Genomic DNA, 24122 nt, shown 5'->3' on the forward strand with positions numbered 1-24122 from the left:
AAATTATAGCATAAACGCTGATTAATAAAAGACACGATAGAATGAGTTATCATGAAAATAACCAATCATACAAAAAAATTAACCACGATTACGACAGTAGGGCTTGTCAGCAAACCGAATGACGGTACGCTGTGTGGCTATGTGCGCGAGATTGAAGCGGCACTCAGTAAACATGATGTGACCTTACTCATTGAAGAGAAAAGTGCCAAACTTTTAGGATGCGGTGCAGGTGTTAGCTTTGAGACAATGTGTACACAGAGTGATTTTCTTATCTCTCTTGGAGGCGATGGTACACTCATTTCACTGTGTCGCAAAAGCTTACACTATCACAAGCCTGTCCTTGGAATTCATGCTGGGCAACTGGGTTTCTTAACGGACATCCAGACCGATGAAATTAGCCATTTTATAGAAGAACTTTTTGTTGGTAACTATCGAATTGACACACGAATGATGCTTGAAGTCTCTTTACATGTAAACGGAAAAATTGAAAAAGTAGTTGCCTTTAATGACATTGTTTTATCACGTTCTAAGATCTCACATATGAGTAATATTAAAGCGTTTGTTGATGGACAACTCTTTAACTCTTACTATGGTGACGGTTTAATTGTTTCCACGCCAACAGGCTCAACGGCGTATAACCTCTCAGCAGGAGGTCCTGTTGTGTATCCTTTAACGGAAGCGCTGATTTTAACACCGATTTGTCCACACTCTTTGAGTCAACGACCCTTGGTTTTACCCGTTGATTTTGAAGTTTCATTTGAAAGCGATGGCGATACCGTGATCGTTGTGGATGGACAAGATACCTATACGATGAACGAGGTGGATCGTGTCTGTGTTCGAAGCGCAAAGCAGGGTGCAGAGCTTATTCACAGTTTAGATCGAGACTATTTTGAAATTTTGAAAAAGAAATTGCATTGGGGGCACGTGTGATAGAGCGATTGTTCATTAAAAATCATCTCTCCTTTGCTGAGTGTGATATAGAGTTTTCAAAAGGGCTGGTTGTTTTTAGCGGACCTAGTGGTGCGGGTAAATCAGTATTGATGCAAGGATTGCTCTCTTTGTTTGGATACGGTGATGTGCACGCAGATATCATTGAAGCAACGCTTACGTCCAATTTGGGGTTAGATGCATTTGGCTTTGAAGAGGAAGAGCCCAATATTTTTAAATTTCTCAAAGCTAAAAATGCACGCTATTTTATTAACACGCAAGCTATTTCTAAAAAAGGTATGGTGGAGCTTTCTCGTACTTTCGTGAATTACCTTTCAGTTAAAGATAATAGTGAATTTGAAAACAGCCGATTGTTAGGGCTTATTGATGGTGTGTGTGCGAGCAAAGAGCCCAAGCATCTTGAAGCTGTCACTGCTTTTGAGGCACTTTTTGTGGAGTATAAGAAGCTTAAAGATGAGCTTGAGAGTATTGAAGCCGAAGAGAAAAAAGTGGAAGATCTCAAAGAATTTGCACGTTTTGAAATTGCTAAAATCGATGAGGTGGCTCCTAAAATTGGTGAAGATGAAGAGCTGATTACTTTTAAAAAATCACTCTCTAAAAAAGAAAAAATTGAAGCGGCAATGCAAAAAGCAGGTATGATTTTTGAACTTGAAAGCAGTGTCATTGAGGTTTTAAATCTTATTGAAGTGGATAGTAGTTTTTTTGATGCTTCTATGAATGAGCTTCGTTTGGTATTTGAAAAACAGAATGAAACGCTTGAAGCGCTTGAAGAGATTGATGTGGAGTCTCTTTTAGATCGTATTGAAAAGATTGCGCAACTCAAAAAACGTTATGGCTCCATAGAAGAGGCGTTAGCGCATAAACAAAAGCGTCAAGAAGAGCTAGCTCGTTATGAAAATATCGCGTTTGAAAAGAGCCAACTTCAAAAAGCGGTTGCAAAATCAGAGCATGAAGTAAACATTCAGAGCCTCACAATCAGTGAAACACGTAAAAAATACCTGCCGCTTTTGGAGGCACGCCTCAATGACTATCTTTCTCAGCTATATATGCCTTCCTTGCAATTAAGTTTGGACGAGGGCACTTTAAATGAATTGGGATTTGATGCTTTACATGTAAACCTAGGTAAAGTCGATCTTAAAAAGATCAGTTCAGGTGAATATAACCGCGTACGTCTTGCTTTTTTAGCCACACACAATGAATTTTTACTCTCTCGTGGAGGTGTTTTGATCTTGGATGAGATCGATGCCAATCTCAGTGGAAAAGAGTCTATGAGTGTTGCAAATGTCCTCAAAACACTCTCCACGAAATATCAAATCTTCGCGATTTCACATCAGCCGCAACTTTCATCTGTTGCCAATCAACACTTTTTAGTGACCAAAGATGCTTTACATGTAAGCCACGTTATGCCTTTGAAAGACGAAGAGCGTATTGTGGAATTGGCACGTATGGTGAGTGGTGAAAATGTCAGTGATGAAGCGATTGTGTTTGCCAAATCTCTTTTGGAAAGTCGAGATTTGCAATAGTTTTATTGTGGATTGAGTGATTTTTTCACGGGATGTTTTTATAAAAGTACTAAATTTTTTATGTTACAATGAAAAATAACTTACATGTAATTGCTAGGATTATTGATGGCACGAGAGAAAATTTTAATCGTTGAAGACAATAAAGCACTGTCTAAACTGATTGTTAAAAAAATGGAATCAAATCTTGATTTTGATGTCGACATGGCATACACTTTTGAAGAGGCACAAAATCTTGTTGAAAAAGATAGTGACTATTTTGTAGCATTGCTGGATCTTAATCTTCCTGATGCCCCAGATGGCGAAGTGGTTGATATGATTTTGGCACATAAAATTCCTTCTATTATTCTTACGGGCTCAATGGAAAAAGAGATTCGTGAAAAGATTTTGAAAAAAGATGTGATTGATTATGTCTATAAAGGCAACATTGATGATGTCAATTATATTTTTACACTGATTGAACGACTTCATAAAAATCGTGATATTAAAGTGTTGGTTGTGGATGATTCCATGGCAACACGCGCACAGATCAAGTCTTTATTACAGCACCAAATGTTTAAAGTCCTTGTGGCAGCACATGGTGAAGAAGCGCTTGCTTTTTTAGAGGACAATCCCGATATTAAGCTTGTTTTGACGGACTATCTTATGCCTGTCATTGATGGGGTTGAGCTAACCAAAGAGATTCGTAAGCGCTACAGCAAAAATGAAATTTCTATTATTGCGATGACAGGGACAAATGCGGATCTCATCTCTGCTAAATTTCTAAAAATTGGTGCCAATGATTTTATCAATAAACCTTTTACGCGAGAAGAGATTGCGTGTCGTATTAACAATTCGTTGGATGCATTAGAGTATATTGCTAAAATTGAAGATATGGCGCAAAATGATTTTCTCAGTGGACTTGCTAACAGACGATATTTCTTTGATGCGATGCAAGAGTATTTTAAAGAGGCAAAAAGGAAAAATGAGTCATTTGCTATAGGCTTAATTGATGTAGATAACTTTAAACAGATCAATGATACGTTAGGGCATCGTGTTGGCGATACGGTTATCGTTGAATTAGCAAAGACACTTCAAAAACATCTAACCCATGATCATTTTATTGCTCGTTTGGGCGGTGATGAGTTTTGTGTCGTGCTTAAAAATATTGACCAAAAAAAGGCATTGGAGTTTTTCATTAAGCTTAATCATGCGGTTGCAGGATTACACATACATACTAAAGAGAAAAAAGATCTTAGTATCAGTGTTTCTATTGGTGTGACGTTTGGAGATTTAGAAAGTGTGGAAGAGATGATCAATCAAGCAGATAAAGCACTGTACATTGCAAAGAAAAATGGCAGAAATAGAGTTGAGGTTTCTTAAATGATTATAGATACCCATTGCCACTTGGATGATGCGCGTTTTAGAGATGATGTTGATGCTGTTATTACAAAAGCGTATGAGCAAGGAGTTCAGGGCATCATCATTCCTGGCGCAGATATTAACGATCTTAGTTATGCACGAGAACTCTCTTATCGTTATGAACATATCTTTTTCGCTGCGGGTATTCATCCGTACAATCATGAACAATATGACGAAAAAATACTACGGTCTTTTTTGAAAGATGAAAAATGTATTGCCGTGGGTGAATGTGGTTTAGATTATTTTAGATTACCTGAAGATGTAGAAGAAAAGCAGACTGAAAAGCAGAGACAACAGGTTGTCTTTGCTCAGCATATTGCGCTTGCAAGAGAGTTTAAAAAGCCACTCATTGTTCACATTCGAGATGCCAATGAAGATAGTAAGCAGATTTTATTGAAGGAAAAAGCGTGCGAAGTAGGTGGTGTTTTACACTGTTATAATGCGTCTAAACATCTTTTAGATTTGGCTGATAAAGGCTTTTACTTTGGTATAGGCGGCGTTTTAACGTTTAAAAATGCCAAGAATTTAGTTGAAGTATTACCGCTCATTCCTCGTGATAAACTGCTCATCGAAACGGATGCACCGTACCTTACTCCCATGCCTCATCGAGGTGAGCGCAATGAGCCAAGTTATACACTTTTGGTTGCAGCGAAGATGGCGGAGCTTTTAAATATAAGTGTCACCGAACTTCACAATTTGACCTCAAAAAATGCTTTTTCACTCTTTAAAGCTTTAGAAAAGATAAAGTTAGTTACAATCTAATAAATACTAAGCAATAAATACACCAAAAAGGAGAGGCATGTATAAGGTTATTTTAACCCTTTTTCTTGTGTTTCAGAGTCTCCACGCGTTTTTTAAATACCGACAATAATTACGAAAAACAACTTACCGCCCTTAAAAATTTCGATCTTCCAAATACCTTTTTGAAAGATTCTATTTTTATTTCTATGAATGAAGATGTTGAAATGTACAAAACAAAACATTTCCTACGTGAATTAGAAAGTGGTGATAAATTTGTTCCAATTTTGCAAAAAAAGATGAAAGAAGCAGGCGTTCCACCAGAATTTTTATACCTTGCAATGACGGAGTCTAGTTTTGATCCTTTTTCCTCTTCTTCAGCCAAAGCTTCAGGTATTTGGCAATTTATTCCTGAAACGGCTCGCCGTTATGGCTTAGTCGAAAATGCTTTTGTGGATGAGAGACGCGATCCTGTTAAATCGACGGAAGCGGCAATTGTTTATTTGCAACGGCTACACGATCTTTTTGGTAAGTGGTATTTAGCTGCACTCGCTTACAATTGTGGTGAAGGCACGGTCACCAAAGCGATAGCAAAAGCTGGAACGGATGATATTAATGTTCTCTTAGATGAGAGCCAAAAGTACCTTCCCAAGGAAAGCCGACTCTATATTCGCAAAATCTTGATGATGAGTTTTATCTCTGGGAGTACAGACATTATGCTTGAGAACGGTTCGGAATACCTTCTGAATCGTGCCAATAATGCAACGTTTGTAAAGGTTCCCGTCCCAAGTGGTACAAGTCTTAAAGATGTGGCAGAAAGTATTGGCATTTCGCTACGTGAATTAAGATCGTATAATCCACATCTGAAGCATGCTTTTACTTCGCCTCTTGGTGAAAAAAGTTATTTGTATATTCCTCAAGATCGTCAAATTACATTTACTCAAAATTTTGATCAAACCAAACAACCGCAAAAATATGCTGTGTATAACACCCAAAAAGGTGATTCCCTACAAAGTGTTGCAAAAAAATACGGTATGAATTATCAATCGTTAATGGAACTTAATAATTTAAAGAGTGCTGCACTGAAACCAAAAACAGAGATTATTGTGCCTCTTGGTACCACTACACATTCTTCAGCAACGGTGGCATCGTCAAATAATGTCGAAAAATTGTATGTCATAAAAGCAGGGGATACAATTGAAACGGTATCAAAAAAATACGATATTCCTGTCGCACAATTGATAAAAACCAATAAGAAAAAGAATGCACTTGTAAAAGTGGGAGAGAGTATTGTTATACCAAAAAACTAGTGGATTGAGCCTTTGTGTTGTAATGCTTTTGGTATTTTACGGATGCGCTTCTAAACACGACTCTTATTCTTATCGCTCACGAGGAGGTGCTACAATGGCAGCTCCTGATGGCAGTGGCCCTATAAATGATTCGCCTGCAATGCATAAAGCGACGATGCGTCCTTATACGATTGATGGTGTAACTTATACACCAACGATGGTGAGCGTAGGAGATACGTTTAGTGGTATTTCCAGCTGGTATGGTAAAGATTTTCATGGTAAGAAGACTTCCAATGGTGAAGTTTACAATATGTATGACATGACCGCTGCGCATAAAACACTTCCTATGAATACAATGCTTAAAGTAACTAACCTTAAAAACAATAAAAGTATTATTGTTCGTGTTAACGATCGAGGCCCTTTTGTTGGAACACGTATCATTGATCTTTCCTATACGGCTGCAACACGTATTGATCTTGTTGCCAATGGAACAGGCCCTGTGGGTATTGAAGTTCTAGGTTTTGCGGGAGTGGTTGCACCTGCTGGTGCACCAAAAGAGAGTGTTGTTGAAACCGATTATTTCATCCAAATTGGTGCCTTTAGAAGTAAAGATGGAGCAACACGTTTTGCTCAAAGCAATATGAATGTCAATAATCGCTACAATGCGGTCGTAAAAGAGGGTACATTTGAAAATAAACCGATGTACCGTGTATGGCTTAAAGGATTTGGCAGTGAAGCAGAAGCCTCAGACTTTATTGCCAAAGGGCCTTTCAAAGGCTCATTTATTGTAAGGGAATAGAATGCAAACACTACAACGCATAACCAAAGAGACACATATTAGTGTAGAATTAGAGATCAATGGTACAGGTCAAGCAAACATCGCTACAGGTATTGGTTTTTTTGATCATATGCTAGAAGCCTTTACCAAGCATTCCTTGATCGATTTAACCCTTACATGTAAAGGTGATACACACATTGATTTTCATCATAGTGTTGAAGATGTAGGTATTGTTCTTGGTCAGGCTTTACGTGCTTCGATATACCCCATTGAAAGTGTAGAACGTTATGGTAATGCAGTCGTTGTTATGGATGAAGCAGCCGTTGAATGTGCATTGGATCTTAGCAATCGTGCTTATTTAGTCTATGAAGTAGAGATGGAAGGCAAAGTAGGCGAATTTGATGTGGAACTGGCGGAAGAATTTTTTAGGGCGGTCATCATCAATGCTGGTATTAGCGCACACATTATTGCACGTCGTGGTAAAAATAAACATCACCTTTTGGAAGCCGCATTTAAAGCTTTTGCTGTAGCACTACGTCGGAGTTTAGTCAAAAATGAGCGTGCAGGAATCCCAAGCACTAAGGGTGTTTTATAATGATTGAATTATTGGTTTTTGATGTTGATGGCTGCCTCACCGATGGTGGAATTACCTATGGAAACAGTGATGCTGAAGAGTTTAAAACATTTAATGTCAAAGATGGTTTTGGCATTGTCTCATGGATGAAATTGGGACGTAAAACAGCAATCATTACGGGACGAAGTTCTCAGGTAGTTGATAAGCGAGCCAAAGAACTTGGCATTAATTATTTGTATCAAGACGTCAAAAATAAAAAAGCTGTTTTACAAGAAATTTTGGATAAAGAAGGACTCTCATTTAACCAAGTCGCTGCTATTGGTGATGATTTAAATGATGTGTCATTGTTACGTTCTGTTGGCCTTTCGTTCGCTCCAGCCGATGCCTTACCTATGGTTTTGCAATCTGTTGATGTTGTATTACATAAAGAGGGTGGAAAAGCGGCGGTTAGAGAGATGATCGACATTGTGGTCGAGAAAGAAAACTTGAGTGAGGCATTTGTAAACCTTTGGCTGTAAGATTACTGGTATATTCAACACTTCTTTTCTTTGCAATGATGCTCTTTTTAATTATTAAAGAGCCTTATACGATTAATATCGTAGATCAAAATGGGAATTTAGTTCCTGATATAGAACTTTTTAATGCTCAAAATTATCAGATCAAAGAGGGTAGTATTGAAAGTATCGTGCATGCAGATCGTGTAGCACGTTATAAAGATTTTGATAAACTGTATGTCATTAATGCAGGGCACAAGACCAAAGAGGGATTACATGGTACGCTCATATCGGATGAAGGCACTCTTCGAGATAACGTCATGCACTTTCAAACCAATTCTCATTATGCTAGAGAAGATGGTGTTGCCCTAGATGGTGAAGATATTTTTTATGATCTTAAAAAAGAGATTTTAAGCAGCGAAAAGCCCTTTGATTTTAGACAGAAGCAGAGCCGTAGTCATGGGCTTTCATTTGTTTATCAGATGAAAGAAGGCACAATAAGTGCCACTAATATACACTCATTTATACAACAACTAGGGAAAAAGTAGATGAAAAAACTGATAGCACTCTGTTTATGCGCTTCAAGCATCCTTTTGGCAGCAGAAGTAGAAGTCACTGCCGATAAATTTTTCGCTGATGATAAAAAGAAAATCAGCACCTTTGAAGGTCACGTGATCGTGATTAAAGAGAGCGATAAACTGACCGCGAATAAAGTTGTCATAGAGTTTGATGATAAAAAACAACCCATACGCTATATTGCAACAGGTAATGCCAAAGGCAATTTAACGATGAATCAAAAAAAATATTATGGTGAAGCGGAAAAAATGACGTATGAACCATCAAAAAGCCTCTATACTTTGGAGAAAAAAGCCTTTTTGCATGAGATTGAAACGGATAAAAAAGTGTATGGTGATTTCATCCGAGCTGATCAGAACAGTGGCCAGTATCAAGTCGATGGGAAAGGTGCAGCTCCTGTCAAATTTATCTTCAAAGTTGAGGATAAAAAACAGTGATTAAAGTCAAAAATGCCTTCTTTGTGAAGTCTGCTTCCAAAATGGAAGAGACTACACCAGAAGGGATGAGCGAAGTTGCTTTTATTGGACGTAGTAATGTGGGTAAAAGTTCCATTATTAATGCACTTACCAATAAAAAAGGGCTTGCCAAAAGCTCTTCAACACCGGGTAAGACACGTCTTATTAACTTTTTTCAAATCATCTTGGACAAAGACGGTGAAAGTTACCACGCACAACTAGTGGATCTTCCAGGTTTTGGCTATGCCAAAGTATCGCATAGCCTCAAAGCAGAGTGGCAAAAAAATCTAACGGATTATATTAAAAAGCGCGTTTCAATCCGTGTTTTTGTTCATCTTGTTGATTCTCGTCATCCCTTTTTGGAGATAGATCAAGCGGTACATACCTATCTCAGTGAAATTGTAAGACCCGATCAGACTATTTTACGTATTTTTACCAAACTTGATAAATTAAAACAGAGTGAGATTAGCCTGATTAAAAAGAATTATCCGGATGCCATTTTGGTCTCAAGCAGTAGCAAAAAAGGGGTAGATAAAGCACTTGATGCTATTTTTTTAACGCTTTTTGGAGCTGAGTCATGATAAGTTATACTAAAGCAAAACTGAGTGATATTATCCATATGCAAGAGGTTGTGAAACCTGAAGTCGAAAAAGGAATTATTCTCTTCCGCAGTTCCGATGAAATGGCAACCAATATTCGTTCATATATTCTTGCCAAAGAGGATGATCAGATTATTGGATTTGGAGCTTTACATTTCCATGCAGATAATTTAGCAGAGATTAGAAGCCTTGTTGTCAAAGAGGGTTTTCGAGGTCATGGCGTTGGAAAAGGAATTATTCAAAACCTTTTGATTGATGGAGAAAATTTAGGTGTTAAAAAAGTCTTCACCTTGACCTATCAAAAAGCTTTTTTTGAATCTGTTGGTTTTTCTGAAATCCCCAAAGAGGCACTGCCTACTCATAAAATATGGGCAGATTGTATTAAATGCAAACATTTTCCAATATGCGACGAAATAGCGCTCATCAAAACTATTTAGTGACTTTGTGGATCAGTGGATGGCTCTTTTTGAGTCTTGTCATGTCCTCATTGTATCCACTGATTCCCTCTTTTGTAGGCGTGGTTTTTTGTTATCTTATTCTCAATTTTAACCGACATGAAGATAACGCTCTTCCTTTATTTCTTAGTTTGGGCTATGTGTGTTTATACGATCTTACCAAAGGGTTTTATCTCTTTTCGTATGTTATTTTATTTGTGGTAGTCTACCGCTTTGCGATCTATAAAATTCAAAATGTTATTACATGTAATAACTGTATTTTAGCGGCATACGTGACGATTGCATATTTAGGGCACTATTTTTTAAATGCTTTTTTTGCCTATTTGGACAATGCACCTTTCCCTTATTTTTCAAACTACTATTTTTACTATATCCTCATTGATTCATTACTTTCATTTATGCTTTTTAGGATTTCACGGTGAGAATTAAGATTGTTCTTACTATCTTCATTTCGGTGTGGATTGCCCTGCTCGTTAGGGTTTATTATATTAGCATTAAATCTAATGCCTATTATGAAGAGATTGCTAAACAAAATGCGGTCAAAGTAGATGAGTTAGCCCCTTTACGTGGGGTTATTTTAGATCGCAATCTTAATCCACTCTCTGTCAATCGTTTAGGTTTTTCTATTCGGATTAAACCGAGGCTCAGTTACAAAGTCAATCGTGCTGTTTTAGATGAAGAAATTGCTTTTTTAGCAGACCTTTTACCTGATTACAGTATCAAAGAGATGACCAAAGAATATCTCAAAGCAGATTCTCCTTACAATCATGACTTTGTAGATGTTATTTCCTTTGTTCCGTACGATAAACTCATTCCTCATTTTGCAAAAATTTCGCAACATGAAAATCTTAGAATTGAGATTACTTCCAAACGACATTATCCTTATGGTGCATTAGCGTCACATGTCATTGGGTATGTGGGTAAATCGAATACACAAGATATTTCTGAAGATGAAACAGGAACAGCAAAGTTAGTTGGCTTCTCTGGTAAAACGGGTATCGAAAAATATTACAATGATGTTTTACGTGGCACAAAAGGGGAGAAAAAAACAAAAGTTACGGCTTTTAACCAAGAGATTGAGCAAGTCAGTAAAACACTTCCTAAAAGCAATGATTTGGTTTTAAGTCTTGATTTGGAGTTACAACGTTATATTGCAGAACTTTTTGGTACTGATAGTGGTGCCGTCGTTGTTCTGAATGCACAAACAGGTGAAATTTTAGCTGCAGCGAGTTTTCCAGAATACGATCTTAACAAATTCGTCAGCGGCATTACACAAGAGGAATGGATTGTTCTTGCCAATGATCTCAACCATCCTTTTACCAATAAATTGGTGAATGGACTTTATCCTCCAGGGTCTGTTGTAAAAATGGGCGTAGGTCTTGCGATGATGAATTCAGGTATTATCAATCCTACAACGAGCTTTGAATCAACAGGTACGATGGAACTTGGAGGTAGGGTGTTTCGTGATTGGAAAAAAGAGGGGCATGGTATGATCTCGTATGTTCGTGCTATTAAAGAAAGTTGTGATGACTATTTTTACAAAGCAAGCCTCAAAGTCGGTATCGACAACATTGCTCCATTTTTGACAAAAATCGGTTTTGCGACAAAAACAGGGATTGATTTACCTCGTGAATTTACAGGAACGGTTCCAAGTCGTGAGTGGAAAAAAGCACGTTTTGGAAAAGGGTGGTCTCAAGGAGAAACCCTGATCACGTCAATTGGTCAAGGATATTTTCTCGTGACACCCGTACAAATTGCTAAATACACTGCTTTTTTAGCAACGGGCAATGGTGTCACACCTCATTTTATCAGTAAAATAAACGATGAAACGATTACTTTCCCAGCGGATCCAAACATTGTCAGTGAAAGTGAAAAACGCTTTTTGAAAGTTACCCGTGAAGGTATGTTTGAAGTCGCCAATGTTCCTGGTGGAACAGCCGTAAATCATATCAAAGTAACAGCACCTTTTAAAATAGCCGCTAAAACGGGAACCGCACAAGTAGTGGGTATTTCGCAAACCGATAAAAAACGTATGCGAGAAGAGGATATGGATTATTTCCAACGTTCTCATGCTTGGCTTACTACATTTGGACCTTATGACAACCCTCAATATGTTGTAACGGTTCTTGTTGAACATGGTAGCCATGGTGGATCGGAAGGTGGTCCAATCGCCTCAAAAATTTATGATAAACTTTATCAAATGGGATACATCACTGTTGATGTGTCAAAAGGAAAATGATGGCACTTGTCGAGCAAGCTTTTATCACACCTAAAAATCATGTAGATTTTAAAGCACACCCTATTATAAATAATCAAAAAGATGAGTTATTGGATTGCGCTATAGCTTTCATATCACCCAATGGCGGTGGTCCGAATCCTGATCATATTCATGTACATGATCACTTTTTTACAGTTATTAAGGGTGAAATCGAAATACATAGTGATAATAATAGAATTTTGTTAAAAGAGGGTATGTCATACCGTGTGAATGGTCAAAGTATGCATTCCGTGTGGAATAAAGGAGATATAGAAGCACAAGTTCTTGGTATTTCTTTACTTCAAAAGAATTGTATATAACATTGGTAAATTCTTACATGTTATATTGTTGTAATATCAATATTATATTCTATTCTTTCTGACACCTCTTGTGCTAAAGGTGCTCCAAAGAGTTCACGTAAAAGGTAAAAACCTAGCTCCAAACCAGAACTTACACCAGCAGCGGTAATAATCTTTCCATCACGGACTACTTTAGATGAGACAACATTGACACCATAAGCGGCTAGTTCATCAAAAGCAGTGTAATAGGTGGTTGCTTCTTTCCCTTTGAGCACTCCTGCTTCAGCAAGAAAAAATGCTCCTGTGCAGACCGATGTTAAGTAGGTCACCTCTTTGGAGTGTTTTTGAATAAAGTTTTGCATAGAAGTCTCTTTCATCCATGTCATGCGCCCCTTTCCACCTGGAAAAAGTAAAATATCTAACGTAGGACAGTTTTCAAACGTTACATCAGGCAAAATTCTCAAACCATTGAAGGCGTGTACAGGCTCTAAACTGGGAGCAATTAAAAGGACTTTTGTGCTGTTAGGTTGCACTTTGTTAGCGTAACTCAGTACCTCAAAAGGTGCTACAAAATCAAGCTCTTCGACGTTTGGAAAGATAACAATACCGAAGGTTATCATAAGCTACTCCTCTGTTCTCACGATTAGGCTGGCAGGTAGATTGTACTGCTTAATCCATTCCTCTTCTTTAGCACGCATTTCTCCGTGATCAACTTCATGGTCAAAACCCAAAAGATGAAGCATTCCATGAATAAACAAAAGGGTAATCTCTTCTTCCACACTGTGTCCAAGCTCTTTCGCTTTTTGTGCCGCCAATTCATGATTGATAACGATGGAACCTAGTGGAGCATGAGGAAAGTCGTCAATGGGGAAGCTGAGGACATCCGTGGTTTTGTCCATGCCCCGATGTGCCAAATTAAGCTCCTGCATACTATCCCCATCAATGATAAGAAGCTCAACTTCTTTTGGAGTATGTTCTTCACAAATCTGCTCCAGCATTTTTACATGTAAAGCGATATTGAACTCATTTTCAATCAGTAGCATGCAAATCTCCTTTTAAAATAGGCTTGGTTGGATTGTAAATGATTTGATAAACAGAGGCTCATAGCTCTCTTTATCTCCTAAAATAAGGGCATATGCAAACGATTTTTGCGCTAAAATGGAGAGCTCTTCGATGGTTTCAAAAATAAGCGTTTCTCCTTCAAAAGTGATATTTTGTTGGAGTTGCTTAGGTAAAGCAAGAATAATATGAGAGCTTTCAATCATGGTTTGCATATAGCTCAGTAATGAAGGCAGTAAAGAAGAGCTAGGTTCAAAAATGAGCACTTTGTCGCTAGAACCAAACTCTTTTTTACAGAGTGCATGGGTGACGAACTGCGGATAAAAATGTTCACAAAACCCTAAATGCTCTAAATTATACGTGATTGTGTGAGTATCACAAAAATGAAGTAAACAGAGCAGTTCTTCCACAAAAAGAGAAGGAATTTTTTGCTCATAAAGGTAGCGCTCTTGATGCCAAAAGGAAGAGAGAAAAAGTCCTTTGGAAACAATGAGAGGTTTTACATGTAAAGCATTTTCAACACGGTGGGCAACGGGAGCAATCTTTTGCACAAGGATGCTATCGCTGAGAGAAAAATGCTCTTCCTCTTTTGCACTGAGTAAAATTTTAGCAATACTAAAAAGATCTCCACGCAAACGCTTGATCATTTTAGGAACATGAATCATCTCCAAAAGCGCTTCTTGTACGGGCGAAAGTAGCACAATATTGAGTGATTTTTGCGTAATGGTATACCGTAAAAGCTTGATCAACATCTGCTCTATGGACGTGACTTCGATCCATGCGCATTCGTCATCCTCATTCAAAAAAGGAAGGGTTGAGACAATGGCATAAGCCCCTTTATCCAGCGCTTGATGAATAGATTCGCGTGAAGCAGTCGTATCTATGAAAAGATCGCCATGAGAGATACGCGAACTCTCAAGCGATATAGAGGCAAACGCATCAATGGGAGGCAGGGTTGCAAGCTTCCCATCAATGATGCGTACAAAGTTATCTATTTTCATCCAATCGAAGCGCCGCTTTGGCGAGGACGTTCTGGGCGAACAAGGCATAGACCTTCTTTATCTTTCGCCGCTAAAAGCATCCCTTGACTAAGGAGCCCTTTGATGGTGGCAGGTTTGAGGTTGGCAACCACACAGACTTGCGTGCCCACCAGCTCTTCAGGGGTATAATACTCACGAATGCCCGCAACAATTTGTCTAGGCTCACTCTCACCTAAATCAACTTTGAGTTTTAAAAGACGATCACTTCCTTCTAAAATACTCGCTTCTAAAATCGTTCCCACTTTTAAAGCCGTTTCAAAAAATTGATCAATTGTAATGATGGATTCCGCTTTGTGCTCTTTTTTAGTGCTTTTTGAAGGTTGTGCTTCTACTACTGCTACGGGAGCGGTAGGTTGTGCCATCAACTCCTCTTCAATGCGAGGGAAGAGGGGTGGTACTTTTTCGATGGTAAATTCATCCAAAAAGTCTTTGCGAACAACCAGTTTGTCAAAGTTCGCCGTATTAATCTCAAAGCCCATTGCTTTGGCAATCGTCGCTGTTGTTTTTGGCATAACAGGGTGGAGTAGGACGGTGACTCGTGCCAAAATATTGGAGACGAGTGCCACAAGTGCTAAGGCTTGTTCGGTCTTTCCCTCTTTCATTTTCACCCATGGCTCATGCACTGTAATCGCTTGGTTAGCAATACTTAGCGCTTTCCAAAGCTCTTCAAGGTAACGGTTCGTTTGGAGTTCTAAAAGGTTGTTTTCGACATTTTTTAAAATCTCATCAACGGCACCCAGTTCGCTCTCATGAAAGGTGTTGACATCTTTAGAGTTAATGACGCCATTGCTGTACTTCCCACTCATTCCGATGATGCGATTTAGTAGGTTTCCAAGTTCATTACCAAGATCAGAGTTGATGCGATCCATCAAGGCTTTTTGGCTAAAATCGCCGTCTTGTCCAAATGGAACTTCGCGAAGCATGAAGTATCTAAAATTCTCCAGTCCATAGGCGTCAGCAACCTCTTTAGGATTGACGACATTGCCTTTACTTTTACTCATTTTCTCGCCATTACGTGTCCACCAACCGTGTGCGGCAACGTGTTTTGGCAGTTCTAAACCTAGACTCATTAAAAATGCTGGCCAGTAAATAGCATGGAAGCGAAGAATATCTTTACCCACGAGATGAATGGTTGCTGGCCAAAATGCCATATTTTTCTCATCAGTGCCATATCCAAGAGCCGTTGTATAGTTCAAAAGGGCATCCAACCAAACGTACATGACGTGTTTGTCATCGTTCATTGAAGCAGGGAGTTTCACACCCCAATCAAAACTCGTACGGGTGATGGAAAGATCACGAAGCCCTTGTTTAACAAAGCTGATGACTTCGTTTTTCTTGCCTTTAGGAAGCACACATTTTTCATCACTGTTGTACCATTTAATGAGGTCTTCTTGGTATTTGGAGAGCTTAAAGAAGTAGCTCTCTTCTTTCACAAGGCGTGTTAGTTTTCCACAATCAGGGCATTTGTCTTCATCGACCAGTTGGGTGTCGGTAAAGAAGGTTTCACAGCTGACGCAGTAGTGACCTTCATATTCACCTTTGTAGATGTCGCCTTTGTCAAACATGACTTGAAATGCTTTTTGAACCCCTGCTTTGTGGTCGGCATCAGTGGTGCGGATAAATTTGTCATAGCTGATCTCAAACTCATCCCAAAGGGCACGAAATTTTCCACTGATCTCATCGGCATAGGCTTGCGGTGTTTTATTGCGCAGTTTAGCTGCTTCTTCGATTTTTTGACCGTGTTCATCGGTTCCGGTTAAGAAAAATGTCTCATACCCTTTAAGTCGGTAATAGCGTGCCATCGTATCGGCAATAATAGTCGTATACGCATGTCCGATATGTGGAACATCGTTAACATAGTAGATTGGAGTGGTAATGTAAGCTTTTTGGGACATCGGTCTTCCTAATTAAATTGATTCATTGTATTGTTAAAACTCAAATCCGCCACCTTGTCCTTTAGCCATACTCTCGTAAACGGCTTTGACATAGGTTTTTCGGGTCTCACACTCAAACATTTTTTCGCAGTCACTACAGGTTGCAAGGTTTTTGTTCTGCTGACATGTTTGCAAGAGTGCTTTTTTTTCTTGTAAATCTTGTTCGTAACGATCGGTTACTTCACTACTCATAACACTTCCGAACACGTTCTATTTCCGCATGAGAGCCAAAGAAACAAGGTGTGGTGTCATGTGGATGTGATGGTGCAAGCTCTAAAATTCTACGCTTACCATTGATCGCCGCACCGCCCGCTTTTTCATAGACAAACGCAAAAGGGAAGACTTCAAAAATCATGCGTAGCTTTCCTTTGGGTACATCGCTCGTTGCAGGATACGAGAAAAGTCCGCCACCTTTGAGAAGAATCTGATGCAAATCTGGCACCATACCACCAGAGTAACGTAAACGGTAGCCATCTGCAAAAATGGCATCAATCATTGCTTTGTGTTTAGGTTCCCATCCCATTTGAGTTGCACCAGGTGCATTGAGTTTACCTTTTTCTTTTAGCTTGATTTCTTTGATAAAAACAAATTCACCTGCTTTATTTAAACGATACATCTTAACATCGTCTTGTGCAATGACGAGTTCAACACGTGGTCCATAGACAACGTAAACAGCCGCTTTAAGGTGCTTTCCCTCATAGCCACCTTCATAGATACCAAAGATGGAGCCAACACTGAGGTTAACATCGACAAGGCTAGAACCATCCAATGGGTCGTATCCCACACCGTAAATCCCGTTTACATGTAAAGGTGTCTTGCCTTCTTTTTCTTCACTGACAATCTCTTTAATCGAGGCAACTTTTGCAAACTCTTCTTCGATGATAAGATCGCTTTTAATGTCTAATTTAAGCTGTGTATCGCCGGTAGAGTTAATATTTTCAGAATATCCTGTGTCATCAAACTCAATGGCCTCTCTGATACGCTTTGCTGAGCGTTTGATTGCTTCATAAATTTCTTGCATATTATTTAACCTTTTTGGCATTTTTTTTGTATCCAAGCAACAACTTGCTCGGGATTGTTTAAATCTAAAATCGCAATATGAGAAGGGATCGTGTAATCGCTTAATGTCACACTCTCATCAATGGCAATGGCATCGGAACAGTCAAAATAATCAACATTAAGCTTATTGCGAAAAATTGCAATGCGAGGGAGTGGAAGGGTTTTAAGACCTTCGACGAGTAAAAAGTCAAATTCACCTAGCATAGCGATGATTTCATCCAAACTTTTGTGATGTTTGGAAAAAAGTGTGGTACGTGTGGGAGAGGTGACAACGACTTCTGCCCCTGTTTGGGCAAATTTCCAACTATCTTTACCCTCAACATCAAAAATAGCTTTATCACTTGGGTCATTTTTAATGATAGCCAGAGTATATTCAGATTTTAGAATATTGGCGACTTTGAGGATCAGCGTTGTTTTTCCGCTATCCGATGGTCCTGTAAAGGCAACGGCTAAGGATTTCATTTTTTCCTGCTTTTTATGTTATTATCATAGTAATAATAGCAAAAAAAGATTTAGCTTTTGATGAGATGCGAAGAATAAGAGCTGAAGATGGAGAGCAATAATGCGATATGGTTTGATGGTTTTAGTTGTTTTAATACTGCAAGGATGCGCTACGAAGTTAGCCGATGATCAACATGAAAAATTGATGGATTATGGGATGTTCAACTCTAAAAAAATAGAGATCAAAAATTCTGAAACATCGAAGACATACGTGACAATTACCTATTTAAATCCGATTAGTCATGAATTAATTACACAAGAGAGTGAAAAATTTATCGTTGGTACGTATATGGCAACAGGGGATGGCTCTTTTGAAAAAGTTACACTTTCTGGTTTTAAAGTCAATGGCTCAGATAAAAATCTCACCGTGACACCTCTTCCCCAAGAAGCGCCGCTCCTCAAGCTTGTTTCAAGTACAAATGCTTGGACCAACTATGTGTTAGTCCAAGCGCCTAAAACAGAACAGGTTAAAATGGAATTTAGTTTCGAAAACGATCAGTCAAAGAGGGTGACAACAAATTTTCAAAAAGATTACTAATAGAGACGTCGTCACCTAAAAGGTGGCGATAGACCACATAATTTGCAAGCACTTTTTTACCGTACTCGCGACTCTCTTCGTTATTCATAGTCTCCATGCTCCAAAACGGTTCATACTCCCCTTGAGAAAACGCTCCACCTTGCAGATGTTTTTTGGTAAATCCCATACCGCCATTGTATGCATAAGCCACAAAAAGAGGATGATACAAGCTTTTTTCTAAGAAGTTGAGGTGAATATTTCCAAAAAGGTACGCAATGCGTGGATCGAACATATTGGAGATAGAAAACTCTTCAAGTTTCTCTTTTTTAGCAATATCCCGTGCCACAAACGGCATAAACTGCATCATTCCTAGCGCATACGAAGTCGAGACAACAGAGGGAATAAAACGGCTCTCTTGTCGTGCAATGGCAAGCATCAACGCTTGACGATGTATTGAGTAAGTGCTAAGTTCTTCAGGGTAGGGAATAGGGTAATAGCTTTTAGTATAGTGCGTGACACGTTCCATCAAATAGCTGTAATGAGGTAAGGTGTTGGCATATTTAAAGCTTTGCGCGAGTGCTTCAACTTCTTCAGCACTCATTTTATAGACTCTGTTCATAACACGTGGCCATGCAAAAGGATCACTGATATTAAATGTCGGGTGCGTTCCTTCAAGTACGGGCGATACAATGTTTTGTACAGGACGATCCAATTTTTCATAGGCGTAGAGGGCGTACATATTAATGTCACTATCGTGTATGATACGCTCTAAAAAGTGGGTATCTTTGGTCACTAAATATTGCCAAAAGAGGGCTTTGTCTTTCTCTTCGCTTCGAGTTGCACGCTCATTGGAGAGTTCAAAAAAATGGATAGCTTGCTCTTTCTCTTGGTATTTAAGTGCATTAAGTCCCAGATAAAAAAGTGATTTGGCGTTTACATGTAAAGATGGATTTACATGTAAAAGTGATTTTTGGACATTATCAAGTTTATCGTTTTGGACGGTACTATACACAAATTGGTTAAATCTTGGAGAGTTTGAAAGCATGTCTATCTGTGCTTGAGGAATGATCTGTTGATTAAAAATAGCCATCTTATAGGATGAAATACTCCCATTGAATAGGCTTAAAAATGTGTTTCCATCACTGTTAAGTGCCGTTTCATAAACATCATCGCTTTCCATCAATGTAATGAGATTAACAAGCTCTTTATTGCGTTTTAGGCGAGGTTTGATGAGTTTTAGTTGGCTTTTGGGGAGCGAAGTGATTTTGGCGGTATTGATGCCAATGTTAAGGCATTCATCATCTTCTTTCATCAAGGCATTGATGTCAAGATCAATGCACTTCGAGATCTTTTTGTATTCAAGATTATCCATTTTTTTAGCGAAAAGGTGGAAAAAACGGATGTTCATCGTATGTACCATCCCAAAGAGCGCTTTGGCTTCTTTGGGAGTTGTCTCATCACGTTGGAGGTATTCGTAAATATAAAAATCTTTGGCAAGGCTTCGTGGTTTATCAGCAAAAAAACTAAAATTCACAGCTTCTTCAGCAAAAAGATCGACACAGACGCAAAGGCAGAGGAAAAGTCCAATCAGTAATTTATAAAACATTGGCAAGTGCGAACAAAAGTTTAACTGCGAACAGGTCTATAAATTGAAGTGCTAAAATCACAATGAGAGGCGCAAGGTCGATACCACCAATTAACGTTGGAACCAATTTACGAATAAACGCATAGACTGGATTGGTAAGCCGAAAAAGGATCTGCACAATCGGATTGTACGGATCAGGGCGCACAAAGGTAATGAGTGCTGCAATAATCACCACCCAAATATAAATGTTGATTAAAGTATGCAAAATCGTGGCAAAAGCTTCAATAAGTGTTGCTAAAACGATCATCTAACAATCTCCTTCAGATAGGTTTTAATCAGTGGATATAATAAGGCAAGTTCAGGACAATGCTCAGTTCCGCTGAGCCAAAAACGAAGCGGTTTAAAGAAAGGTTCTCCTTCGATGCCGCTTTTTTCGATGAGATATGTTTGAAATTCATCAAATTTCTCAAAATAAGGTGCTTGTAAAATTAACTCTTGTAAAAGTTTACTCTCTTTTTCAAACGCTGCATAAAACGATTTTTTCGCAAAAATAGCATCTATTTTTTGTTTGATTTCGCGCGTGGTACTTACCTCTTCGGTGAAAAGTTTCGCCAGCTTTCCAATGTTGTCACAGGCGTAACCGATACGTTTAGAAAGCTCCATATCGGGGATACGTTTGATGTGCTCACGGTTCATCAAACGAAGTTTTTCAATGTCAAAACACGCAGGAGATTTGGAGATCGCTTTGAGGTCAAACCACGTTAGCGCTTCTTGGACAGTAAAAATCTCATAAGGAGTAGGATTGCCCAAAAGAATCAGATAATTTAAAATTGCCTCTGGCATAAAACCTTGATCTAAAAGCCATTGCACGCTTGATATATCATCAGATGCGCTCATTTTTTGACCCTTATCGTTCAGGATGCTTGGCACGTGTGCGTATTGGATTTCTTGGTTGTAGCCTAAACTTTTACGTACGAACTCTTGTCGTAGTGCATCAAAGAGATGATCTTCGCTTCGGATGATGTATGAGATACCTTGAAGCATATCATCGCACGCACAGGCAAAGTTATAGGTTGGATATTTATCCGCTTGCATAATGACAAAAGCATCAACGGCATCAGGTTCAAGGCTAATTTTTCCTTGAATCGTATCGGTAAACGAAATAGCTGCTTCTGGTTTTTTCATACGAATAACAAACGGCTTTGGATTGTTTAAAACCTCTTCGCTGCTTAAGTGCTCACACGCCCCATCGTAACAGTATGCTTTGCCCTCTGCTTCGGCTTTCTCACGTTTTGCTTCAAGTTCTTTTTCACTACAAAAACAGATAAATGCTTTTTTGGTGTCTAAAAGGGTGGAGGCAAATTGAAGGTGGTATTTAAAATTTTGACTTTGGTAGTACAGTTGCGTGTAAGAAATACCAAAAAGACTCAGCATATCGAGAATATCTTGGTCTTTACCTTCGATATTCTGCTTTTTATCTCTATCTTCAATGCGTACTACCATAGAATCCTTGGTTTGAATAGCATACATGTAATTAAACAGTGCGATTCGTAAGGATTCTAGACTTAAATCTACGCTAGGTGTGGGTGCAAATCTAACCATTTTTTAATTTCTCTGCTACCAGTTCATTCACGACAGTTGGGTTCGCTTTACCGCCACTTTTTTTGAGGACTTGCCCCACAAAAAAGCCAAAAAGATTGGTATTGCCTGCTTTATATTTTGCGACATTATCTGGGTTCTTTGCGATGACTTCCTCAATCATAGGCTTTAATTTCGCAGGATCACTGATTTGTGTGAGTCCTTTGGCTGCAACGATTGCTTTTGGATTGTCACCTGTTTTTGCCATCTCTTCAAACACTTGTTTTGCAATTTTAGTGGAAATCGTTCCCTCATCAACCATTGTGACAAGCTCGGCTATCTCTTTGGCGCTAAATTTTAAAGTGGCTACAAGTTTGAGTTCTCGTGCCACTTCGTTGGCAACGATGTTTGCAAGGCTGACAGGACTGTTTACATGTAAAAGTGTTTCTTCGTAAAAATGGGCTAGATCAACATCACGCGCAAGGATATTAGCGATTTCATTATTGAGCCCAAGCTCTTTTGTGTACTTGGTAAACAGTGCTTGCTCCGTCTCACTCATCGGCGTTACTTCACCCTCAACAATAGGGGTCTTTTTAGCCTTAGATTTTGGCGTAGCTTCTTTTGCTTCTGTCTTTTTAGCCCAAGAATCTTTCAGCCCTACAATTTTGTTAAAGACAGGTTTCGCGTCGGTGTAATCAATCGGGTCAACGAAAAAATAGCCTTGTCTTTCAAACTGAAATCTGACATCAGGTTTTTCGGTGATAACAGCAGGCTCAACAAAGGCATTTGTGATTACGTGTAAAGAATCAGGATTGAGATCTTCTAAGCCATCAGGTGCTTCGTTAGAGTATAACCTCTCATACAGTCTGACTTCAGCTTGTTTGGCATGTTTTGCGCTGACCCAGTGAATCGCACTTTTCGTTTTAATACCACTGGTGTCTTCGCCACTTTTAGAATGAGGATGATACTCTGCTTTTAGCTCTACGATGTTGCCATGAGTATCTTTGATAACCTCTTTACATGTAAGAATATATGCATGTTTAAGACGTACGCTCTGTTTGGGTGTCAAACGGTAATAATCTGCTGGAGGATTTTCCATAAAGTCATCACGCTCGATGTAAATTTCCCGTGCAAAAGGAAGCTTGCGTGACCCCTCTTTAGGAACATCATGTGGGTAGTAAGACGCATCAATTGCTTCTTCGCCATCATAATTTTCGATGGTCACTTTAAGAGGATCTAGGACACACATCACGCGCGGTACTTTTTGATTGAGGTCATCTCGGATGCAAAATTCAAGTTGTGCCACATCGACCATGGAGTTTGCTTTGGCGATGCCGATTTGATCGCAAAAGTTCAAGATGGCCTCAGGCGTGTAGCCTCTTCGTTTATAGCCTGCAATGGTTGGAAGGCGAGGGTCATCCCAGCCGTTGACATAGTTTCCATTGACGAGTTCTAAGAGTTTGCGTTTGCTCATCACCGTGTAGTTCATGCCAAGTCTGGCAAACTCATGTTGGTAGGGACGAGGAGGGGTGAGGTCAAGTGCATCCAATACCCAATCATAAATATCGCGGTTGTTTTCAAACTCAAGGGTACAGATAGAGTGTGTCACCCCTTCAATGTAGTCCGATAAACAGTGCGCAAAGTCGTACATCGGGTAGATACACCACTCATCGCCTGTTCTAAAATGGTGCGCGTGACGGATGCGGTATAAAAGAGGATCGCGCATTTTCATATTCGCCGCACTCATGTCAATTTTAGCTCTTAAAACATGTTCACCATCTTTAAATTCACCCTTTCTCATGCGATCAAGTAGGTCTAAGTTTTCTTCAATGCTACGCTCTGCAAATGGGCTTCGTCGTCCTGCTTCTTTAATCGTACCACGGTATTCGCGTATCTCTTCTTCGTTTAGACTGTCCACATAGGCTTTGCCCATTTTGACAAGCGTCACAGCATAATCGTAAATTTTGGGGAAATAATCCGATGCAAAGCGTACGTGATCCGCCCAGCTAAACCCAAGCCATGTGACAGCATCTTTAAGCGCTTCCACATATTTCATATCTTCGGTTGTGGGGTTGGTGTCATCCATTCTGAGGTTACAATGTCCGTGATAATCACGAGCAATGCCAAAGTTGATACAGATAGACTTAGCATGCCCAATGTGCGGGAATCCATTAGGCTCTGGAGGAAATCTGGTAATAATTTCTTGATACTTTCCAGACTGTAAGTCCTCTTCTACAATGGTGCGTAAAAAATCTTTGCTCTCACTCATGTTCTTAAAACCTTTTGTTTTATTACTCTTATAAACATGTATTTTATCATGCTCTTTATTAATTAATAGGATTTATGGGTATTGACAATTTTATCTTATATGCGATAAGGAGTGTATTAAAGAATCTAATTTCATGTTGACATTGCAAGATTGAACTTGTTGGAGGAGATGCTTTAATACCTCTAAATGATAGCGAT

At 39.1% G+C, this 24122-nt stretch carries 27 protein-coding genes; 16 read left to right on the top strand and 11 right to left on the bottom strand.

Annotation, left to right across the window (positions count from 1 at the left end; all coding sequences use genetic code 11):
• The first annotated feature begins 51 nt into the window (after nucleotides 1–51).
• The 15 genes from Sdiek1_RS03875 (at nucleotide 52) to Sdiek1_RS03945 (ending at nucleotide 12404) form a co-directional block, all read left to right on the top strand.
• Nucleotides 52–930, top strand: coding sequence for an NAD(+) kinase (locus tag Sdiek1_RS03875; RefSeq protein WP_087437981.1), 879 nt, complete (start codon nucleotides 52–54; stop codon nucleotides 928–930).
• Nucleotides 927–2471: an AAA family ATPase gene (locus tag Sdiek1_RS03880; protein WP_087439818.1), complete on the top strand. Its 1545-nt coding sequence runs from the start codon at nucleotides 927–929 to the stop codon at nucleotides 2469–2471. Before Sdiek1_RS03875 ends, Sdiek1_RS03880 begins: the two co-directional genes overlap by 4 nt.
• 105 nt (nucleotides 2472–2576) lie before the next feature.
• A complete protein-coding gene (locus tag Sdiek1_RS03885) occupies nucleotides 2577–3830 on the top strand; it encodes a GGDEF domain-containing response regulator (protein ID WP_087437982.1) in 1254 nt (417 codons plus the stop codon).
• On the top strand, nucleotides 3831–4631 hold the full coding sequence (locus Sdiek1_RS03890) for a TatD family hydrolase (RefSeq protein WP_087437983.1): 801 nt from the start codon (nucleotides 3831–3833) through the stop codon (nucleotides 4629–4631).
• Between the two features lie 65 nt (nucleotides 4632–4696).
• Nucleotides 4697–5917 (top strand): lytic transglycosylase domain-containing protein, encoded by a 1221-nt coding sequence (locus Sdiek1_RS03895; protein WP_238099145.1) that lies wholly within the window; start codon nucleotides 4697–4699, stop codon nucleotides 5915–5917.
• The gene (locus Sdiek1_RS03900) at nucleotides 5898–6695 is read left to right on the top strand and encodes a septal ring lytic transglycosylase RlpA family protein (protein ID WP_202819582.1); all 798 of its coding nucleotides are present in this window, start codon (nucleotides 5898–5900) and stop codon (nucleotides 6693–6695) included. The genes Sdiek1_RS03895 and Sdiek1_RS03900 overlap by 20 nt, the downstream gene beginning before the upstream one ends.
• 1 nt (nucleotide 6696) lies before the next feature.
• On the top strand, nucleotides 6697–7269 hold the full coding sequence (gene hisB / locus Sdiek1_RS03905) for an imidazoleglycerol-phosphate dehydratase HisB (protein WP_087437984.1): 573 nt from the start codon (nucleotides 6697–6699) through the stop codon (nucleotides 7267–7269).
• Nucleotides 7269–7766 carry a KdsC family phosphatase gene (locus Sdiek1_RS03910; RefSeq protein WP_087437985.1) on the top strand — a complete coding sequence of 166 codons (498 nt, stop codon included), beginning with the start codon at nucleotides 7269–7271 and terminating at the stop codon, nucleotides 7764–7766. The genes hisB and Sdiek1_RS03910 overlap by 1 nt, the downstream gene beginning before the upstream one ends.
• Nucleotides 7757–8290, top strand: coding sequence for an LPS export ABC transporter periplasmic protein LptC (gene lptC, locus Sdiek1_RS03915; RefSeq protein ID WP_087437986.1), 534 nt, complete (start codon nucleotides 7757–7759; stop codon nucleotides 8288–8290). The genes Sdiek1_RS03910 and lptC overlap by 10 nt, the downstream gene beginning before the upstream one ends.
• Nucleotides 8291–8755, top strand: a complete 465-nt coding sequence (gene lptA / locus Sdiek1_RS03920) for a lipopolysaccharide transport periplasmic protein LptA (protein ID WP_087437987.1) — start codon at nucleotides 8291–8293, stop codon at nucleotides 8753–8755.
• Nucleotides 8752–9354: a ribosome biogenesis GTP-binding protein YihA/YsxC gene (gene yihA / locus Sdiek1_RS03925; RefSeq protein WP_087437988.1), complete on the top strand. Its 603-nt coding sequence runs from the start codon at nucleotides 8752–8754 to the stop codon at nucleotides 9352–9354. Before lptA ends, yihA begins: the two co-directional genes overlap by 4 nt.
• Nucleotides 9351–9809 (top strand): N-acetyltransferase, encoded by a 459-nt coding sequence (locus tag Sdiek1_RS03930; protein WP_087437989.1) that lies wholly within the window; start codon nucleotides 9351–9353, stop codon nucleotides 9807–9809. The genes yihA and Sdiek1_RS03930 overlap by 4 nt, the downstream gene beginning before the upstream one ends.
• Nucleotides 9776–10249: a hypothetical protein gene (locus Sdiek1_RS03935; RefSeq protein ID WP_087439820.1), complete on the top strand. Its 474-nt coding sequence runs from the start codon at nucleotides 9776–9778 to the stop codon at nucleotides 10247–10249. Before Sdiek1_RS03930 ends, Sdiek1_RS03935 begins: the two co-directional genes overlap by 34 nt.
• Nucleotides 10246–12066, top strand: a complete 1821-nt coding sequence (gene mrdA / locus Sdiek1_RS03940; protein WP_087437990.1) for a penicillin-binding protein 2 — start codon at nucleotides 10246–10248, stop codon at nucleotides 12064–12066. Before Sdiek1_RS03935 ends, mrdA begins: the two co-directional genes overlap by 4 nt.
• Nucleotides 12066–12404 (top strand): cupin domain-containing protein, encoded by a 339-nt coding sequence (locus Sdiek1_RS03945; RefSeq protein ID WP_161491980.1) that lies wholly within the window; start codon nucleotides 12066–12068, stop codon nucleotides 12402–12404. Before mrdA ends, Sdiek1_RS03945 begins: the two co-directional genes overlap by 1 nt.
• A gap of 20 nt (nucleotides 12405–12424) precedes the next feature.
• On the opposite strand, the gene Sdiek1_RS03950 is transcribed toward Sdiek1_RS03945, so the two are convergent.
• The 7 genes from Sdiek1_RS03950 to mobB are packed head-to-tail and all read right to left on the bottom strand — an operon-like array spanning nucleotide 12425 to nucleotide 17937.
• Nucleotides 12425–13003 carry a DJ-1/PfpI family protein gene (locus Sdiek1_RS03950; protein ID WP_087437992.1) on the bottom strand — a complete coding sequence of 193 codons (579 nt, stop codon included), beginning with the start codon at nucleotides 13001–13003 and terminating at the stop codon, nucleotides 12425–12427.
• 3 nt (nucleotides 13004–13006) lie between these two features.
• Nucleotides 13007–13426: an rRNA maturation RNase YbeY gene (ybeY, locus tag Sdiek1_RS03955; RefSeq protein WP_087437993.1), complete on the bottom strand. Its 420-nt coding sequence runs from the start codon at nucleotides 13424–13426 to the stop codon at nucleotides 13007–13009.
• Between the two features lie 12 nt (nucleotides 13427–13438).
• Complete coding sequence (locus Sdiek1_RS03960) at nucleotides 13439–14443, bottom strand: hypothetical protein (protein ID WP_087437994.1); 1005 nt, start codon at nucleotides 14441–14443, stop codon at nucleotides 13439–13441.
• Nucleotides 14440–16377, bottom strand: a complete 1938-nt coding sequence (gene metG, locus Sdiek1_RS03965; protein ID WP_087437995.1) for a methionine--tRNA ligase — start codon at nucleotides 16375–16377, stop codon at nucleotides 14440–14442. The genes Sdiek1_RS03960 and metG overlap by 4 nt, the downstream gene beginning before the upstream one ends.
• A 33-nt stretch (nucleotides 16378–16410) precedes the next feature.
• Nucleotides 16411–16608, bottom strand: coding sequence for a hypothetical protein (locus Sdiek1_RS03970; protein WP_087437996.1), 198 nt, complete (start codon nucleotides 16606–16608; stop codon nucleotides 16411–16413).
• Nucleotides 16601–17437, bottom strand: coding sequence for a class 1 fructose-bisphosphatase (locus Sdiek1_RS03975; RefSeq protein WP_087437997.1), 837 nt, complete (start codon nucleotides 17435–17437; stop codon nucleotides 16601–16603). Before Sdiek1_RS03975 ends, Sdiek1_RS03970 begins: the two co-directional genes overlap by 8 nt.
• Before the next feature lie 5 nt (nucleotides 17438–17442).
• A complete protein-coding gene (mobB, locus tag Sdiek1_RS03980) occupies nucleotides 17443–17937 on the bottom strand; it encodes a molybdopterin-guanine dinucleotide biosynthesis protein B (protein ID WP_087437998.1) in 495 nt (164 codons plus the stop codon).
• 100 nt (nucleotides 17938–18037) lie between these two features.
• Here mobB and Sdiek1_RS03985 point away from each other — a divergent pair, with 100 nt between their 5' ends.
• Nucleotides 18038–18514, top strand: a complete 477-nt coding sequence (locus Sdiek1_RS03985; RefSeq protein ID WP_087437999.1) for a hypothetical protein — start codon at nucleotides 18038–18040, stop codon at nucleotides 18512–18514.
• Here the strand turns inward: Sdiek1_RS03985 and Sdiek1_RS03990 are convergent.
• Genes Sdiek1_RS03990 through Sdiek1_RS04005 form a run of 4 tightly spaced genes read right to left on the bottom strand, consistent with a single transcriptional unit; the run spans nucleotide 18456 to nucleotide 23925 of the window.
• On the bottom strand, nucleotides 18456–20099 hold the full coding sequence (locus tag Sdiek1_RS03990; RefSeq protein ID WP_087438000.1) for a lytic transglycosylase domain-containing protein: 1644 nt from the start codon (nucleotides 20097–20099) through the stop codon (nucleotides 18456–18458). The two genes, Sdiek1_RS03985 and Sdiek1_RS03990, sit on opposite strands and share 59 nt — an antisense overlap.
• Nucleotides 20089–20385: a YggT family protein gene (locus Sdiek1_RS03995; RefSeq protein WP_087438001.1), complete on the bottom strand. Its 297-nt coding sequence runs from the start codon at nucleotides 20383–20385 to the stop codon at nucleotides 20089–20091. The genes Sdiek1_RS03990 and Sdiek1_RS03995 overlap by 11 nt, the downstream gene beginning before the upstream one ends.
• Nucleotides 20382–21680 (bottom strand): glutamate--tRNA ligase, encoded by a 1299-nt coding sequence (gene gltX / locus Sdiek1_RS04000; RefSeq protein ID WP_087438002.1) that lies wholly within the window; start codon nucleotides 21678–21680, stop codon nucleotides 20382–20384. Before gltX ends, Sdiek1_RS03995 begins: the two co-directional genes overlap by 4 nt.
• Nucleotides 21673–23925, bottom strand: a complete 2253-nt coding sequence (locus tag Sdiek1_RS04005) for a glutamine--tRNA ligase/YqeY domain fusion protein (protein WP_087438003.1) — start codon at nucleotides 23923–23925, stop codon at nucleotides 21673–21675. Before Sdiek1_RS04005 ends, gltX begins: the two co-directional genes overlap by 8 nt.
• Nucleotides 23926–24122 lie beyond the last annotated feature (197 nt).

It is taken from the genome of Sulfurospirillum diekertiae (assembly GCF_002162315.1).
In the GTDB taxonomy this organism is placed as follows: domain Bacteria; phylum Campylobacterota; class Campylobacteria; order Campylobacterales; family Sulfurospirillaceae; genus Sulfurospirillum.

Excerpts from the sequence above, each read along its gene's own strand:
- Sdiek1_RS03875 (WP_087437981.1), top strand. The coding sequence starts at position 52 with ATGAAAATAACCAATCATACAAAAAAATTAACCACGATTACGACAGTA.
- Sdiek1_RS03885 (WP_087437982.1), top strand. The coding sequence starts at position 2,577 with ATGGCACGAGAGAAAATTTTAATCGTTGAAGACAATAAAGCACTGTCT.
- Sdiek1_RS03890 (WP_087437983.1), top strand. The coding sequence starts at position 3,831 with ATGATTATAGATACCCATTGCCACTTGGATGATGCGCGTTTTAGAGAT.
- hisB (WP_087437984.1), top strand. The coding sequence starts at position 6,697 with ATGCAAACACTACAACGCATAACCAAAGAGACACATATTAGTGTAGAA.
- Sdiek1_RS03910 (WP_087437985.1), top strand. The coding sequence starts at position 7,269 with ATGATTGAATTATTGGTTTTTGATGTTGATGGCTGCCTCACCGATGGT.
- lptA (WP_087437987.1), top strand. The coding sequence starts at position 8,291 with ATGAAAAAACTGATAGCACTCTGTTTATGCGCTTCAAGCATCCTTTTG.
- Sdiek1_RS03930 (WP_087437989.1), top strand. The coding sequence starts at position 9,351 with ATGATAAGTTATACTAAAGCAAAACTGAGTGATATTATCCATATGCAA.
- Sdiek1_RS03935 (WP_087439820.1), top strand. The coding sequence starts at position 9,776 with ATGCGACGAAATAGCGCTCATCAAAACTATTTAGTGACTTTGTGGATC.
- Sdiek1_RS03945 (WP_161491980.1), top strand. The coding sequence starts at position 12,066 with ATGGCACTTGTCGAGCAAGCTTTTATCACACCTAAAAATCATGTAGAT.
- Sdiek1_RS03950 (WP_087437992.1), bottom strand. The coding sequence starts at position 13,003 with ATGATAACCTTCGGTATTGTTATCTTTCCAAACGTCGAAGAGCTTGAT.
- ybeY (WP_087437993.1), bottom strand. The coding sequence starts at position 13,426 with ATGCTACTGATTGAAAATGAGTTCAATATCGCTTTACATGTAAAAATG.
- Sdiek1_RS03960 (WP_087437994.1), bottom strand. The coding sequence starts at position 14,443 with ATGAAAATAGATAACTTTGTACGCATCATTGATGGGAAGCTTGCAACC.
- metG (WP_087437995.1), bottom strand. The coding sequence starts at position 16,377 with ATGTCCCAAAAAGCTTACATTACCACTCCAATCTACTATGTTAACGAT.
- Sdiek1_RS03970 (WP_087437996.1), bottom strand. The coding sequence starts at position 16,608 with ATGAGTAGTGAAGTAACCGATCGTTACGAACAAGATTTACAAGAAAAA.
- Sdiek1_RS03975 (WP_087437997.1), bottom strand. The coding sequence starts at position 17,437 with ATGCAAGAAATTTATGAAGCAATCAAACGCTCAGCAAAGCGTATCAGA.
- mobB (WP_087437998.1), bottom strand. The coding sequence starts at position 17,937 with ATGAAATCCTTAGCCGTTGCCTTTACAGGACCATCGGATAGCGGAAAA.
- Sdiek1_RS03985 (WP_087437999.1), top strand. The coding sequence starts at position 18,038 with ATGCGATATGGTTTGATGGTTTTAGTTGTTTTAATACTGCAAGGATGC.
- Sdiek1_RS03990 (WP_087438000.1), bottom strand. The coding sequence starts at position 20,099 with ATGTTTTATAAATTACTGATTGGACTTTTCCTCTGCCTTTGCGTCTGT.
- Sdiek1_RS03995 (WP_087438001.1), bottom strand. The coding sequence starts at position 20,385 with ATGATCGTTTTAGCAACACTTATTGAAGCTTTTGCCACGATTTTGCAT.
- gltX (WP_087438002.1), bottom strand. The coding sequence starts at position 21,680 with ATGGTTAGATTTGCACCCACACCTAGCGTAGATTTAAGTCTAGAATCC.
- Sdiek1_RS04005 (WP_087438003.1), bottom strand. The coding sequence starts at position 23,925 with ATGAGTGAGAGCAAAGATTTTTTACGCACCATTGTAGAAGAGGACTTA.